Consider the following 15,088-nt stretch of genomic DNA (forward strand, 5'->3'; position numbering starts at 1 on the left):
AGTGTTTTGTGGTGACCACACATCCGGATTTCACGCACATCCTGTGGGAGCTGGCTTGCCAGCGATGAGGCCCTCTCGTGCACTCGAGAACTCAGGAATCGCGCTCACTCTCCCACAGTGTTTTGTGGTGACCACACATCCGGATTTCACGCACATCCTGTGGGAGCTGGCTTGCCAGCGATGAGGCCCTCGCGTGCACCCGAGAACTCAAGAGTCCCGCTCACTCTCCCACAGTGTTTTGTGGTGACCACACATCCGGACTTCACGCACATCCTGTGGGAGCTGGCTTGCCAGCGATGAGGCCCTCTCGTGCACCCGAGAACTCAGGAATCGCGCTCACTCTCATACCGGTCCAGCGTATCCCGCGCAATCTCCCGCCCCAGCGCGATCAATTCCGGTGCTTTGTAGAACTCGAAAAACCGGCATACCCGCTTCGGCACGTTGATCAGAATGTCCGGTGGATAACCGGCAATCTTGTACTGCGCCAACGACGTCTGCATGACCTCGAAACTCTGGTTGATCAAGTCCAGCAAAGACGCCGGACCGACGTTGTCGATGATGAACGATCCGGTCGCCGACTTTGGCGCGCCGGCATGCTCCGGCGCCGCTGCCGGTTGTTGCGCTTCGGGTTCGGCAGATTCGATCCAGGGATTGATCTCGGCCGCTTGGGCCATCAACGCTTCCTTCTCCAGCCGCAGCAACTGCTCGGCCTGAGTACGCCGGAACGGCATTTTCGAACCGAGGGAACTGATCAGACTGTTGAAACGGCTCTTGAACGCGGCGGGGCGCTCGATCACCGGCAACTGATAGTGACGCTGGTTGGTGGAGTTGAGGTTGACCGCGATGATCAAATCGCAATGGCTCGACACCACCGGCACGATCGGCAGCGGGTTGAGAATGCCGCCATCCACCAACATGCGATTGCCCTGCATCACCGGGGTGAACAGGCTGGGAATTGCCGCCGAGGCGCGCATGGCCTGATGCAGACAACCCTCCTGGAACCAGATTTCCTGCTGGTTGGTCAGGTCAGTGGCCACCGCCGTGTAGGGGATGCGCAGGTCTTCGATATTGATCTCGCCGACGATCTTGCGGATCTGCCCGAAGACCTTTTCCCCACGGATCGCCCCCAGACGAAAACTGACATCCACCAGGCGCAACACATCGAGGTAATCCAGGCTCTCGATCCAGTCGCGATATTCATCGAGCTTGCCGGCGGCGTAGATCCCGCCAACCACCGCGCCCATGGAACACCCGGCGATGCAGGCGATGTCGTAGCCACGCCGTTCGATTTCCTGGATGACGCCGATATGCGCATAACCCCGGGCTCCACCCGAGCCCAACACCAGTGCGACACGCTTTTTCATTGATCGCCCTCGTTTGAATGGTTCAACAATGCACCCATCCGGGGGCTCGCTTCAATCGGCAAAGTCGCTCGGGGCGGCGAACGCGTCGTTTTTTCGACACTCCGTGGTGGCAGATGGTTATTCTCGCTCAGCTATAGTTTGCGCTGGCGATGGACGGCACTTTTCCCGTGCCAGACCGTCCTACCAGCATGACTGTTTTCCTATCTCTGAGGTGTGTGTGATGAAAGCCTGGATTTGTGTGCCATTGATTGCCCTGGCACTCGCCGGTTGCGCCGGTAAAACTGCCTATCGCGACAGCTGCGGTAGCAACCTCGACGCCGCCTGGCGTGAGCTGGACCTGGCCAAGGCCGAGGGCTTCGCCGGGACCGTCAGTTATTCCAAGGCCCTGTCGCTGCTGACCGCGGCTAAGACCCAGCAACAATTCGAAGGGTTCGAAGGCTGCACCAAGAAGGCCCAGAAGGCGCGCTTCTATATTGGTGAGTCACGCGCCGGCCGTTGAGGCATGATGTAGGACTACAGGGACATTCGAGTCAGGGAGCAAGTGATGTCGGCATTGGTTGATCGATTGGTGGCTCATGTTCTGGGCCTGGAAGTTCGTCTCCTGGCCTGTCAGGCGCGCTTGACTGCCCGGACTGACCCTGAGGCCTTGCACGACCTGCGCACCACGGTGCGCCGTCTGCGCAGCCTTCTGCGACCGTTACGCGGATTGCCCGGCGTCGAGCAGCTGGAAACGGCGGCATCGGGCGTCGGCGACCTGACCACGCCCTGGCGTGATCGCGAAGTATTGGCCGCGTACCTGGTCCAGCACGACCAACCCGAAGCGGCACAACGGCGTCTGGCGCAGATGGCGGCGGCTTATCCGGCCGTGGCGAGCAGTACCGAACTGGCGCAATTGCTGGTCATCCTTGATGCCTTCCCACGTTTTCTGCGGGCCTCTCAGCGTCAGGGTTTGCTCAAGGGATTGGGCAAGCGCATTGAGAAACGCCTGGGCAAGCAGTGGAAGAAACTCGACCAGGCCCTGCACGACCCCGCCCATGACCGCCATCGCCTGCGCTTGCTGATCAAGCGCGTGCGCTATGGCATCGACGCTTATCCCGAACTGGATCGCTTGCCGAAAGCGGCCATGCCCCGATTGAAATCGGCGCAAGGTGCGTTGGGCGACTGGCACGACTGCCTGCAATGGCTGGCCATTGCCGAGCAGGAAGCGGATTTGCGCCCTTGCGTTGCCGGTTGGCACACCGCCATGGCCAAGGCCGAACAGCGCGCCGACCGCGTGCTGGACAAGCTCAGCGCCGACTGCTTCAAACCCTGAACTCCCTTGCGGTCGCTCCTGTAGGGGGGACGGCCCATCTGTCAGTCAATTTGGCCGGAATGCGCGCTGTACAGCCTCCGCCGGCTGGTTAATATCCCTGCATCTTTTTCCTGTTTCCGAGGTTTTCATGCGCTTTTGCGACCTGCTCGACGCCGTCCGCCGTCAACCACTGGAGCTGACCATCCCGGCCGGTTGGGCTCAGGGACGTGCCAGTTTCGGAGGCCTGGTGGCGGCCCTGCAGTACGAAGCCATGCGCGCAAAGGTTCCGGCGGATCGGCTGGTGCGCTCGCTGGCGATTACGTTCGTAGGCCCGGTCGAACCGGAAGTCCCTGTCAGTTTTGAAGTCGACGTGCTGCGCGAAGGCAAGGCTGTCAGCCAGGTGCTGGGGCGTGCGATGCAGAAGGGGCAGGTGGTGACGTTGATTCAGGGCAGCTTCGGCGCCTCGCGTCCCTCTGAAGTGGCGGTACAGGCCGAGCCGGCGCCCGAGATGAAGCACTGGGACGAGTGCCAGGAGCTGCCGTTCATCGCAGGCGTCGTCCCGGAGTTCATGCGTCATCTGGCGATGCGCTGGAGCGTCGGCGGGCTGCCGTTCAGCGGTAGCACATCGCGCCAGATGGGGGGGTGGGTGCGCTTGCGGGGTGACGTGAAGGAAGAAGCGATCACTGAATCGCACATTCTGGCACTGGTGGACGCCTGGCCACCGGCCGTGATGCCGTTTCTGAAAAAACCGGCAATGGGCAGCACGCTGACCTGGACCATCGAGTTCGTGCAGCCGTTGCTTGAGCTGAGCACCCTGGAATGGTGCAAGTACCTGGTCGAAACCGAATATGCCGCCAACGGCTACGGCCACGCCGCCGCGACAATGTGGGACGCCCAAGGGCGATTGATCGCCATGAGCCGGCAAACGGTGACGGTGTTCGCCTGATCAGTGACGACGGTGGCGTTCACGCCAGGCACGCCACCAGCCGCCACTGAGGAAAAATCGCGGGAAGGTCAGGAGCTGCTCGACCAGCAGGCGTGAGACGGCATCTTTGCGATCACTGAACGGTTCCGATGCTTGGCTTTCCAGGCTGTGACCATGGCGTTGCAAGCCGAGTGCCGCGATCACCCCGATGATGCCGATGGCAACGTTCGCCAGATTCAGGCCGAACACGCCGGACACAATCAACAGAAACGCCACGATGAACAGCGGCACGGCAATCAGGTGCAGCACCAGGTTAGTCGGGTGCTGATGATTGTTCGGGTAGGCACGCCATTGCCAGGCGGGAAGGTTGGGGTGACGTTTGCCCATGATGCTAATCCTCGATCCATGTTGAACACATGCTTGAAGAATAGGCCCGGCCGAGGCGGGCGGCGAATCAAGGTTGGCTATGGCGGTGATAGGTGTAATGGGCAAAAAAGATCGCCGCCCTTTAAAGCTTCAACTGCCCGATGGCCTTGCTCAACTCTGCGGCCAGCGCCGCCAGTTGATGACTGGTCGTCGCCGAACTGACCGTCTGCTGCACGGTGTTTTCGGTCACATCGCGGATGCTCACCACCGCACGGTTCATTTCCTCCGCTACCTGACTCTGTTGTTCCGCCGCCACGGCGATCTGCGTATTGCTTTCACGCATCTGCGCTACGGCGCCGGTGATTTGCGCCAACGCCGCGCCAGCCTCCTGGGCCTGTTGCACGCAATCGTCAGCCCTGAACGAGCTTTCCTGCATGAAGTCCACGGCATCCCGCGTCCCGGCCTGCAATGCCGAAACCATCACGGTGATTTCATCCGTCGACGCCTGCACGCGCTTGGCCAGGTTGCGCACTTCATCGGCGACCACCGCAAACCCCCGGCCCATTTCACCGGCACGGGCTGCTTCAATCGCCGCGTTGAGCGCCAGTAGATTGGTCTGCTCGGCAATGCTGTGAATCACATTGACCACGCCGTTGATTTTCTGACTGTCCTCGGCCAGCCGCTGAATCATCTCGGCGGTCTGCTGCACCCCGGTGGACAACCCGGCAATCGACTTCTGCACACGCATGACCACCGCCTGCCCGCTGCCGGCCAGGGTGTCGGCCGATTGCGACAAATCGCGGGTGGCACCGGCGTGTTGGGCGATGTGGTAGACGGTGGCGGTCATTTCATTGATGGCGGTGGCGGCCTGATCGGTTTCACTCTGTTGACCCAGCATGCCGTGCTGCACTTCGTTCATGCTGGTTGCCAGTCGTGCGGCGCCGTCATCGAGTTGGCGTGCAGTGCTGGCAACGGTGTTGACCACCCGTTGATAACCGGCCTGCATGGCATTGAAGGCGTTCGCCATCTGCCCGACTTCGTCGCTGCCGGCCAGCGGAACGCGGGCCGACAGGTCGCCGGTTTTCTCCACGTGAAGCATCACGTCCTTCAAGGTATTGAGCTGACTGAGCAGGAAGCGGATCAACAACTGCGAGGCGCCGAGCATGGCCAGCATCAACACGAACACCGCCACCGCATAGTTGACCAAACGCTCGCTGAACACCTGGCTCAGACTCGGTCCATGGGCAATCACGGCGACCTGTTGGCCATCCGCGCGCGTGAACACCTCGGCGCCAATCAACAGGTTGTCACCGAACAACGGCATCGCGTTGATCTCGACCCAGCCCTTGGCATCGGCCAGCTCCAACGCCGGCTGCCCGTTGAGCAACGGTGCCTGACCGCGACTGAATGTCAGCAGATTTTCGGTTTGGGGCAGCGGTTGACCGACGGGCCATGCACCCAATAATCGCGCTTGTGCCTGAGCCGATCGCTGCGCGGCATGGTTGCGGGCCTGTTGTTCGAGCTGCACGGCGTAGAGCACCAGCAGCAACGTGGTGACGAAGGCGACGGCGTTCACCGCCCAGAATTTGTATTTCAGCGAGATATTGCTAAGCCAGGCACCCATGGAGGTTTTCTCTGATAGCGGAAACAGCATTGGCAAGGTGCCATTATTGTGCCGCTATGCAGAAACGGGGAGTTGATATGGATCAATGTGTGAGCGAGCAGGCGCTCCCACGGGGAATCATGCTGACTGGGAAATGCAGGGCAGTCCGTAAAACGCCCGTGCACACGCGGTCGTGTGCGCCGCCAGATCGTCCTCACTCTCCCCACGATGCAACGCCACTTCACGCAACACCTCGGTCAGATACGCCGGCTCATTGCGGCCATTCTTCGGCTTCGGCCGCAAACTGCGCGGCAGCAGGTACGGGGCATCACTCTCGAGCATCAAGCGTCCGCGCTTGATCTCTTTGACCAGTGGATGCAGATGCGTGCCCCGGCGCTCATCACAAATCCAGCCAGTGATGCCGATGTGCAAATCCAGATCGAGGTAGCTGAACAGCGCAGACTTTTCCCCGGTGAAGCAGTGCACCACGGCAGCGGGCAGTTGATCGCGGTAGTCGCGCAGGATTTCCAGAAGACGCTGACTGGCATCCCGCTCGTGCAGGAACACCGGCATTTGCAGTTCAACGGCCATCGCCAGGTGTTCTTCCAGGACTTTTTCCTGTTGTGGGCGCGGTGAGAAATCGCGATTGAAATCCAGGCCACATTCACCCACGGCGACCACATTCGGTTCTTTGAGCAGGCTGCGCAGGCGACGCTCACTGTCGGCATTCCAGTCACTGGCCGAATGGGGGTGAATGCCGGCGGTGGCGAACAGCCGTTGCGCGCTTTCATCCAGCTGCCCGCACAGCTCAAGCGCTTGCTCGCTGCCTTCGACACTGGTGCCGGTCAATACCAATTGGCACACGCCAGCAGCATAGGCGCGGTCGAGTACAGCCTGGTGTTTGTCGGCAAAACTGGGGTTGGTCAGGTTGACGCCGATATCGATGAGTTGCATGGTGCTACCTCGGACCAAAGGCCGGAAAGCATATCAGAGCTGCAGATTTATAAGAAAAGCCAAGAACTACAACGAGTTATAGCTGTCTTTTGAGCCGCGGGACCGTGCGGGATGGTCAAGAATGCCATCACTGTGCCAGTCTTTCCCGCTTTGCCAGCGCTCAGGCGCTCTGTTGTTGTCGTTTGATCTCATGAAAAAACTCATGGGATCAACCCGAATTCTTTCCGGAGAGTGGATGATTCGTCCCTCGGTTTTGCTATTGCTGTGTGGTGCGCTGCTGCTGCCGATGTCGGCGGTTGCGCGTCTGCCCGGCCCGCTGCAAGCCGTGCCGGCCGCCAAGGTCCGAGACCTCACGGAAATCCGCAGCAGTCGAGTGCTCCGGGTGCTGGTCAATCAGAGCCGCAACAGCTCCGGTGAAGTCCAGGGCCAGGCCATCGGCGTCGAATACCATCGTTTGCGCGCCTTTGAGCAATACCTCAATGGTCACGCCCGTGACGGTCAGGAAATCAGCCTCAAGATCATTCCCAAAGCCAAGGATCAACTGCTCGGCGCATTGCAGCGTGGGGAAGGTGATCTTGTGGCGCCTGGCGAGCTGCTCGACCTGCAACCCGGTTACGCCGTCAGCAGCAGCGAACCGGTGGCCAGCAACATTCCGTTGGTGCTGGTAGGCATCAAAGGCGAGCGCCGTTACACCCGGCTCGAACAGCTGTCAGGTAAAACCCTGGCGCTGCCGACGGGCAGTGCCGCCGGGGATGCCATCAGCCAGATCAATCAAAAGCTCGCGCTGCACAAACTGCCACCGATCATCATCGAATGGGTCGACCCCAGTCTGGCGGTCGAAGACGTGCTGGAGATGGTTCAGGGCGGGATCTTTCACCTGACCATCGTCGAACAACCGATCGCCGAGCGCTGGGGCAAGATCCTGCCGAAATTGCGTGTCGATCGACAGGTGCTCATCAGCGAGCCGGGCGAAGAGTTCTGGTTCGTGCGTCGCGAGGCATCCATGCTGCGGGCCAGCATCGATCGCTTTCTTGTCGGTTACAAAAAACCGTCGGATCAGGATGCGGCCTTCCTGCGGATCTATCGACGCTTGTACCGGGTTCACTATCCCCTGGCCAAGGCTGACCGACAGCGTCTGGAGAAGCTTCGCCCGGTACTGCAAAAACATGCTGACGCCCAAGGCATGGACTGGCTGAACCTGGCAGCGCTGGCGTTCAAGGAGTCAGGCTTGAGACCTACGGCCCGCAGCGGCGGCGCGCCGACGGGGCTGATGCAGATCACGCCTTCAGCGGCCCAACGGGTAGGGGTCAGCAACATTCAGGACCTCGATGCCAATGTGCAGGCCGGGGCCAAGTATCTGGCGATGATTCGTCGCAAGTTTTTCGCCAGCCCCAAGCTCAACGAGCGCGAGCGCATGGCGTTCGTGCTGGCGGCCTACAACATCGGCCCGGAGCGGGTTCAAGGGATGCGTGCCGAGGCGCGGCGACGGGGCTTGAATCCGAACCAGTGGTTTTTCCAGGTCGAGCGCGTTGCCATGGAGCAGGTGGGAATGGGGCCTGTCAGCTATGTTAATAGCGTGAACAAGTATTACCTGGCGTTCGATCGGGAGCGGGAGTCGTTGGAGCCCCGGGGGCAAAAAGTTGCCCTTCGTAAGTGATCGAATAAACTGATTGTTAAGGTGGGTTTTTTGCGCTTTTAACATGAGATTTACTGATTAATATAGCGGCCAACCAACACACAAACTCTCAATGGATGACACAGCATGAGCACACTGATCAACAAGGTACTGTTTACCCGCGCTGGCTACGGCCTGACTGTTTTGCGGATTGTCGTCGGCATCATCTTCGCTGCCCACGGCTCGCAGAAACTGTTCGGGGCATTTGGTGGCTACGGCCTGGCGGGCACCGCGCAATACATGGAAAGCATCGGCCTGGCGCCGGGCTACCTGATGGCGACGCTGGCCGGCGGTACGGAGTTCTTCGCCGGACTGGCGCTGATCATTGGCCTGCTGGCTCGTCCGGCAGCGCTGGGCCTGACCTTCCTTTCCCTGGTGGCGATTTTCTCGGTGCATATCAGCAACGGGTTGTTTATGGCCAACAACGGTTATGAGTTCGCCCTCGCTCTGCTCGGTGGCAGCATCGCGGTGCTGATCGAAGGCGCCGGCAAGCTCTCGGCAGACCGTGCCATCGCGGGCTGACCGCTCTGGCTCAACGAAAAGGCCCGCATTGCGGGCCTTTTTTGTGTGCGTCATTCTTGACACTGTTCGGTCAGCTTCTCTAGGATGCTGCCCATGCGCCGATTTAAACAGCTACTTGCGGGGCGCCAGGTGACTCATTCCGTTGCCGATAGAAGCTTGAAGCAAGCTTCGAAATACCGCTAAAGCGCTGGTTCGGTGTTGCCTCTCACCTGCCATGCAGACTTTTGAGGCAGAGACACGACACGATGAATGCACTAAGCCCTGTAGTACGTCCCGCGCCGATCACGGCACATCTCACCCAGCGCAACCCGAAAATCCTCCTTGGCGGCAAACATCAGCCAACGCTTTTGCGTTATCTCGATGGCTGGCCACGTCGTACTGGCGGTCCGGCTGCGTTCCTGATCCAGTTCGTTGAAGACGGCGAATCCCTGGCCCGTTTTGCCAGCGACAGTTTTGATCTGGCGGTGATTCAATCGCCCAGCCTTGAAGACGCCCACGAAGTCATCAAGCAACTGACCCGTGTCGCCCGGCAAGGGCTGATTACCCGTCGCTGAGCGGCGACTTACGGATAATCGATCGCCACGATATACACGCATTGTTCGCCGGTCGGCGTCTGGACCCGCACTTCCGCGTCCAGTGCCTTGCCGATCAAGGCGCGGGCCAGCGGCGAATCGATGCTGATCAGGCCTTGCTTCAGATCCAGCTCATCCGGCCCGACGATGCGATAGCGTGACTCTTTGCCATCCTCGTCCTCAATGGTGACCCACGCGCCGAAATAGACTTTGTTCGGGTCGCTGGGTTTTTCACTGACAACCTTGAGCGCTTCCAGGCGTTTGGTAAGAAAACGCACACGACTGTCGATTTCCCGCAGCATCTTTTTGCCGTAGGTGTATTCGGCGTTTTCCGAACGGTCGCCCTGTGCCGCCGCCTCGCTGACAGACTGCGTGACTTGCGGGCGACGCACGTGCCAGAGCTCATGAAACTCGGCACGCATCCGCGCTTCACCTTCGGGGGTGATCAGCGCGGTGCCGGCGGTGCGGGGAGGGCGGTAACGGCTCATGGCGACTTCTTGTGATTAAGAGCGCTTGAGTTTATCAACCCTCGCGCAAAACTGTCAGCGGGCTGGCATTCAAGGCGCGGCGGGTGCCAAACACACCCGCGCCGCCGATCAGCACTGCACCGATCAATGGCAGAATCAGGAGCCACGGATGCGGGTGCCAAGGCAGGTCGAACGCATATCGGTAGAGCACCAGGCTCACCACTTCCGAGCCCAGCGCTGCCAGCAAGCCACTGACCGCGCCCAGCAGACCGAACTCGATCCGTCGTGCCTTGACCAGCAATTGCCGCTCCGCACCCAACGCTCGCAACAAAGCGCCCTGACGAATGCGTTCGTCCAGTGTCGCTTGCAGGCCGGAAAACAACACCGCCATCCCCGCCGCCAGCACGAACAACAGCACGTACTCCACCGCCAGGGTGACTTGGGCAAGGATACTGCGCAGCTGCTCCAGCAGCGCCTCGACTTGCAGGATGGTCACGGCCGGGAAAGACCGGGACAGGTCGACGATTTGCTGGTCATGCCCCGGTGCCAGATAGAAGCTGGTCAGGTACGTCGCCGGCAGGTCCTTCAAGGTGCCGGGCTGGAAGATCATGAAGAAGTTCGGCTGGAAGTTATCCCAATTGATATCCCGCAAACTGGTGACTTTGGCTTCGCGATTAACCCCGCCGACGGTGAATATCAGATGGTCGCCCAACTTGAGCTTCAGGCTTTCGGCGACTTTGCCTTCCACCGAGACGCCGGGAATGTCATCCGGCGCCTGCTCGGGCCACCAGTTGCCGGCGGTGAGTGTGTTGCCGGCGGGCAGGTCTGCCGCCCAGGTCAGGCTCAGGTCACGCTGGATCGCCCGGTCACCTGCGGATTCCTTGGTGACGAGTTGCTGCACCGGCTCACCGTTGATACTGATCAGGCGTCCCGGTACCACCGGGTACAGCGGGGCCGATTGTGCCGACAGTTCCATCAGGCGATCGGCGAAGGCCTGTTTGTCGCCCGGCAGAATGTTCAAGGCAAAATAATTCGGGGCATTTTTCGGCAGTTGGTTCTGCCAGGTATCCAGCAGCTCGCCGCGCAGCAACGCGATCAAGGCCATCGACAGCAGGATCAGGCCGAATGCCAGCGATTGTCCCGCCGCCGCCAGGGGGTGACGCAGCAGTTGACCCAGCCCCAGCCGCCACGGCAGGGACGCACGGGCGAGCATCCGTCGCAGGCTTTTGAGCAACAACAACAACAAACCACCCAGCACCAGCGCGGCAACGACGCCACCACCGAGCAGGGCGAAGGTCAGTAACAGGTCCAGGCTCAGTCGCCACATGATCAGGCCGAGGGCGCCCAATGCAGCGCCGTAGACCATCCAGGTGCTGGTGGGGATCGGCAGCATGTCCCGGCGCAGAACCCGCAGCGGTGGAACCCGACCCAGCGCAGCCAGTGGCGGCAAGGCGAAACCGGCCAGCGCCACCAGGCCAGTACCGATCCCGGCGAGGGCCGGAAACAGGCCGCCGGGCGGCACGTCAGTCGGTAACAAATCATGCAGCAGGGCGAACAGCCCCAGTTGCGCGAGCCAGCCGATAACGGCACCGCTGATGCTGGCGAGCAGGCCGAGCACGGTCAGTTGCAGGCTGAACAGCACCAGGGTTTCCCGGCGGGACAATCCCAGGCAGCGCAACAGCGCGCTGGCATCAAAGCGGCGGGTGGCGAAGCGCGTCGCCGACAGTGCCACGGCGACACCGGCCAGCAGCACCGCGACCAGGCTGGCCATGTTCAAGTAGCGCTCAGCCTTGCCCAGCGCGCCGCCAATTTGCCGGTTACCGTCGCGGGCATCCTGGATGCGCTGGTTGGCGGCCAGGCCGGGTTTGATCAGTTGTCGATAGGTTTCCAGTGTCTCGGCGTTGCCGCGCCAGAGCTCGCGGTAACTGACCCGGCTGCCGGGCTGCACAACGCCGGTGGCGGCGAGGTCGCTGAGGTTGATCAGTACGCGCGGCGTCAAGCTGTAGAAGTTGCCGGCGCGGTCGGGTTCGTAGGTCAGCACGCGCGTCATTGTCAGGGTTTTCATGCCCACATCGATGCTGTCGCCGATTTTCAGGTTCAACGCCGTCAGCAATCGGGCTTCGACCCAGGCTTCGCCAGGTTTCGGGCCGCCTCCGGGTTCTTCCGGGGCGAAGGGGGCCGGGGCGCTTTTCAGTTCGCCGCGCAGTGGATAAATGTCGTCGGCAGCCTTGATGCTGGACAGTTGAATGCCGTTATCGGTGGCGATGACGCTGGAGAACTCCACCACTTGCGCGTGTTGGAGACCCAGCTCGGTGCCGCTGTTGATCTGTTCCGGGCGCGCCGCAGAACTGCCTTCCAGCACCAGGTCGGCCCCCAGGAATTCGGTGGCGCGCAGCATCATGGCGCCGTTCAGGCGAGCGCCGAAGTAACCGATGGCAGTACTCGCGGCCACGGCCACCAGTAGCGCGAAAAACAATACGCGCAATTCACCGGCGCGAGCGTCGCGCAGCAGTTGGCGGAGGGCGAGGCTGAACAGGCGCAACAGCGGCAGACGTGCCATCAAGGCTCCAGAGGGGCGACCAGCAGGCCGGCTTCAAGACGGATCAGGCGCCGGCAGCGATGTGCCAGGCGTTCATCGTGGGTCACCAGCACCAGTGTCGTGCCGCGTTCCTTGTTGAGTTCGAACAACAGATCGCTGATGCGCTCACCAGTATGGCTGTCGAGGTTGCCGGTGGGCTCGTCGGCGAAGAGCACATCGGGCTCGGCGGCAAACGCCCGGGCAATCGCCACACGCTGCTGTTCGCCGCCGGAGAGCTGGCGGGGCGAGTGGGTCAGGCGTTGGCCCAGGCCGACCCGTTGCAGCAGCTCGGTGGCGCGGCTACGGGCGTCCTTGCGGCCATCGAGTTCCAGCGGCAGCATGACGTTTTCCAGGGCGTTGAGGCTGTCGAGCAACTGGAACGACTGAAAAACAAAACCGACATGTTCGGCGCGGATGCGCGCGCGCTGGTCTTCGTCAAGGTTACTCAGGCCCTGGCCGGCGAGGGTGACTTCACCGCTGCTGGGCAGGTCGAGGCCGGCCAGCAGGCCGAGGAGGGTGGATTTGCCGGAACCGGACGCGCCAACGATGGCCAGGCTGTCGCCCTTGTTCAGTTCCAGGCTAAGTTCGTGCAGGATAGTCAGTTCACCTTCCGCGCTGGGAACCACTTTGCTGAGGTTCTTCGCGGTGAGAATGCTTGCGCCCATGGAGAATCCGATGCGTGTGTGGTTTTTGAGTGCTGGCCTGGCCTTGATGTGCATGGCCCAGAACGCAGCGGCGGGTACTGTCCTGATCGTTGGCGATAGTATCAGCGCCGGTTTCGGACTGGATACCCGGCTGGGGTGGGTGGCATTGCTTGAGCAGCGGCTCAAGCGCGAAGGTTTTGACGATAAAGTGATCAATGCGTCCATCAGCGGCGACACCAGTGCCGGAGGCCAGGCGCGGCTGCCCGCGCTGCTTGCAGAGCATAAACCGGAGTTGGTTATCCTTGAGTTGGGCGGCAATGACGGACTGCGTGGATTGCTGCCAACGCAATTGCAACAAAATCTTGCGTCGATGATCGACAGCTCTCGAGCCAGTGGTGCCAAGGTGTTGCTGCTCGGCATGCAATTGCCACCCAATTATGGTGCTCGTTACACCAAGGCTTTCGCCGATGTTTACAGCAACCTGGCCAACGAGAAAAAAATCCCGCTGGTGCCGTTTTTTCTCGACGGCGTGGGCGGTCATCCCGACCTGATGCAGGCCGATGGCATACACCCGGCGGCCGGGGCTCAGGACAAGTTGCTGGAAAATGTCTGGCCTACTCTAAAACCGCTGTTATGACACTTTTCTAGCGGCAGGCTTTCGGCTAAGGTGGCGCCCCCGATTTGGAGCCCCCGATGCCGCGTCCTGCCTGGTCACTTTTTGCCTATCAACTGATCGAGCCTGACGAACAGCTGGATCTGTTCGCCTGCCAGGAAGTGCGGGTGCATCTTGTGACGCGTCAGCTGGAGCTGGGTGGTTCGGCTGACCGTACGCTGTGTGGCAGTCTGTTGCCGGCGCAGCCGCGTTGGTCGAGCGTTGATCGTCGGGTGTTCCAGGATCAGCGTCTTTGTTCGCTGTGTCGGGCGATTCTCGAGTCGCAAAAACGCGGCACCTCGCCGATCTGGCCCGAGCTGCGGTTCGAGCTGTAAATCGTCAACGATAGCAAGCTATCGGCCAGCTCCCCGAAATAATGGACGGCGGTGTACAATCGCGGTCTTATACACTCTGTTGATCATGCGAAGGATTTTCCGGATGTTGCCGCGCTTTCCTGCCGTCACCCGCTGCCTGACACTTGCCGCCCTTTGCGTGGCGGGTCCCGTCGCAGCATTGGAGCTGCCACTACCACCGCCTGGAGAAGACATCGTCGGCCAGGTGCAAGTGATCAAGGCCAAGTACGAAGATACCTTCGCTGACCTTGGCACCACCTACGACCTGGGCTACACGGAAATGGTCGCGGCCAACCCGGGCGTCGACCCATGGTTGCCGGGCGCCGGCACCGAAATCGTCCTGCCGACCCGTTTCATCCTGCCGCCGGGGCCGCGTGAAGGCATTGTCATCAACCTGGCCGAGTATCGCCTCTACTACTATCCGAAAGGCAAGAACACGGTTTACACCTTCCCGCTGGGTATCGGTCGTGAAGGCTGGGGCTCGCCGATCGCCCACACCAGCATCATCGCCAAGACGCCGAACCCGACCTGGACGCCTCCAGCGTCGATCAAGGCCGAGCACGCCGCCGATGGCGATCCACTGCCGAACGTAGTGCCGGCCGGTCCGGACAACCCGTTGGGGCCGTTCAAGTTCACCCTGGGCACGCCTGGCTACCTGATCCACGGTTCCAACAAGAAATTCGGCATCGGCATGCGCACCAGCCACGGTTGCTTCCGCATGTTCAACAACAACGTGCTGGAAATGGCGGGCATGGTGCCGGTCGGGACGTCGGTGCGTATTATCAACGACTCCTACAAGTTCGGCAGGAGTGGCGGCAAGGTCTACCTGGAAGCCCACACGCCGCTGGACGACAAGGGCGAGCCGTCGGTGGTCGACAAGCACACCGCGGTGATCAACGCCATGCTCAAGCGTGAAGACATCACCAACAACCTGCGCATGAACTGGGATGTGGTGCGTGATGTTGTCGCGGCTGAAGATGGCCTGCCGGTGGAAATCGGCGTACCGAGCGCTGCTGCTCCGATGGTCTCGAGTGCACCGCTGGACCCACTGCAGTAACGCTTGAAAGGAACCCGTCGATGCGGCTCGCATCGACGGGTTTTTTATTGGTGCGCCAGGCATGG

At 61.1% G+C, this 15,088-nt stretch carries 16 protein-coding genes; 9 read left to right on the forward strand and 7 right to left on the reverse strand.

Annotation, left to right across the window (positions count from 1 at the left end):
• Window positions 1–323: 323 nt before the first annotated feature.
• Window positions 324–1,364, reverse strand: coding sequence for a patatin-like phospholipase family protein (locus M5G20_RS26775; protein ID WP_273921674.1), 1,041 nt, complete (start codon window positions 1,362–1,364; stop codon window positions 324–326).
• A 220-nt stretch (window positions 1,365–1,584) separates the two neighbouring features.
• Between M5G20_RS26775 and M5G20_RS26780 the strand changes: the two genes are divergently transcribed.
• The 3 genes from M5G20_RS26780 to M5G20_RS26790 all read left to right on the forward strand — a co-directional run bounded on the left by M5G20_RS26780 (window position 1,585) and on the right by M5G20_RS26790 (window position 3,601).
• Entirely contained in the window at window positions 1,585–1,863 is a 279-nt protein-coding gene (locus M5G20_RS26780) for a hypothetical protein (RefSeq protein ID WP_150732434.1), read from the forward strand.
• Between the two features lie 45 nt (window positions 1,864–1,908).
• A complete protein-coding gene (locus M5G20_RS26785) occupies window positions 1,909–2,676 on the forward strand; it encodes a CHAD domain-containing protein (RefSeq protein ID WP_273921675.1) in 768 nt (255 codons plus the stop codon).
• Window positions 2,677–2,803: 127 nt separating this feature from the next.
• Window positions 2,804–3,601, forward strand: coding sequence for an acyl-CoA thioesterase (locus M5G20_RS26790; RefSeq protein WP_273921676.1), 798 nt, complete (start codon window positions 2,804–2,806; stop codon window positions 3,599–3,601).
• Here the strand turns inward: M5G20_RS26790 and M5G20_RS26795 are convergent, their stop codons facing one another.
• The 3 genes from M5G20_RS26795 to M5G20_RS26805 form a co-directional block, all read right to left on the reverse strand.
• Entirely contained in the window at window positions 3,602–3,967 is a 366-nt protein-coding gene (locus M5G20_RS26795) for an Mpo1-like protein (protein ID WP_273921677.1), read from the reverse strand.
• Window positions 3,968–4,088: 121 nt separating this feature from the next.
• Window positions 4,089–5,570, reverse strand: coding sequence for a methyl-accepting chemotaxis protein (locus M5G20_RS26800; protein WP_273921678.1), 1,482 nt, complete (start codon window positions 5,568–5,570; stop codon window positions 4,089–4,091).
• Window positions 5,571–5,687: 117 nt separating this feature from the next.
• The gene (locus M5G20_RS26805) at window positions 5,688–6,503 is read right to left on the reverse strand and encodes a TatD family hydrolase (RefSeq protein ID WP_273921679.1); all 816 of its coding nucleotides are present in this window, start codon (window positions 6,501–6,503) and stop codon (window positions 5,688–5,690) included.
• A 235-nt stretch (window positions 6,504–6,738) separates the two neighbouring features.
• Here M5G20_RS26805 and M5G20_RS26810 point away from each other — a divergent pair, with 235 nt between their 5' ends.
• The 3 genes from M5G20_RS26810 to M5G20_RS26820 all read left to right on the forward strand — a co-directional run bounded on the left by M5G20_RS26810 (window position 6,739) and on the right by M5G20_RS26820 (window position 9,254).
• The gene (locus M5G20_RS26810) at window positions 6,739–8,160 is read left to right on the forward strand and encodes a transglycosylase SLT domain-containing protein (protein WP_273921681.1); all 1,422 of its coding nucleotides are present in this window, start codon (window positions 6,739–6,741) and stop codon (window positions 8,158–8,160) included.
• A gap of 105 nt (window positions 8,161–8,265) precedes the next feature.
• Window positions 8,266–8,700, forward strand: coding sequence for a DoxX family protein (locus tag M5G20_RS26815; RefSeq protein ID WP_075949315.1), 435 nt, complete (start codon window positions 8,266–8,268; stop codon window positions 8,698–8,700).
• Window positions 8,701–8,945: 245 nt separating this feature from the next.
• A complete protein-coding gene (locus tag M5G20_RS26820; RefSeq protein WP_075949314.1) occupies window positions 8,946–9,254 on the forward strand; it encodes a hypothetical protein in 309 nt (102 codons plus the stop codon).
• 8 nt (window positions 9,255–9,262) lie between these two features.
• Here M5G20_RS26820 and greB read toward each other — a convergent pair whose 3' ends face one another.
• From greB to M5G20_RS26835, 3 genes are read right to left on the reverse strand one after another with little or no spacing between them, the layout of a single operon-like run.
• Entirely contained in the window at window positions 9,263–9,760 is a 498-nt protein-coding gene (gene greB / locus M5G20_RS26825) for a transcription elongation factor GreB (protein ID WP_034150173.1), read from the reverse strand.
• Window positions 9,761–9,794: 34 nt separating this feature from the next.
• Window positions 9,795–12,299 carry an ABC transporter permease gene (locus M5G20_RS26830; RefSeq protein WP_273921682.1) on the reverse strand — a complete coding sequence of 835 codons (2,505 nt, stop codon included), beginning with the start codon at window positions 12,297–12,299 and terminating at the stop codon, window positions 9,795–9,797.
• Entirely contained in the window at window positions 12,299–12,982 is a 684-nt protein-coding gene (locus M5G20_RS26835; RefSeq protein ID WP_007955651.1) for an ABC transporter ATP-binding protein, read from the reverse strand. Before M5G20_RS26835 ends, M5G20_RS26830 begins: the two co-directional genes overlap by 1 nt.
• A gap of 10 nt (window positions 12,983–12,992) precedes the next feature.
• Here M5G20_RS26835 and M5G20_RS26840 point away from each other — a divergent pair, with 10 nt between their 5' ends.
• The 3 genes from M5G20_RS26840 to M5G20_RS26850 all read left to right on the forward strand — a co-directional run bounded on the left by M5G20_RS26840 (window position 12,993) and on the right by M5G20_RS26850 (window position 15,023).
• On the forward strand, window positions 12,993–13,598 hold the full coding sequence (locus M5G20_RS26840) for an arylesterase (RefSeq protein WP_273921683.1): 606 nt from the start codon (window positions 12,993–12,995) through the stop codon (window positions 13,596–13,598).
• Between the two features lie 56 nt (window positions 13,599–13,654).
• Window positions 13,655–13,948, forward strand: a complete 294-nt coding sequence (locus tag M5G20_RS26845) for a hypothetical protein (protein ID WP_003226812.1) — start codon at window positions 13,655–13,657, stop codon at window positions 13,946–13,948.
• A 103-nt stretch (window positions 13,949–14,051) separates the two neighbouring features.
• Window positions 14,052–15,023, forward strand: a complete 972-nt coding sequence (locus M5G20_RS26850) for a L,D-transpeptidase family protein (protein WP_273921684.1) — start codon at window positions 14,052–14,054, stop codon at window positions 15,021–15,023.
• Window positions 15,024–15,088: the final 65 nt, after the last annotated feature.

The organism is Pseudomonas sp. TNT2022 ID1044, assembly GCF_028656895.1.
GTDB classification, from domain to species: Bacteria; Pseudomonadota; Gammaproteobacteria; order Pseudomonadales; family Pseudomonadaceae; genus Aquipseudomonas; species Aquipseudomonas reinekei.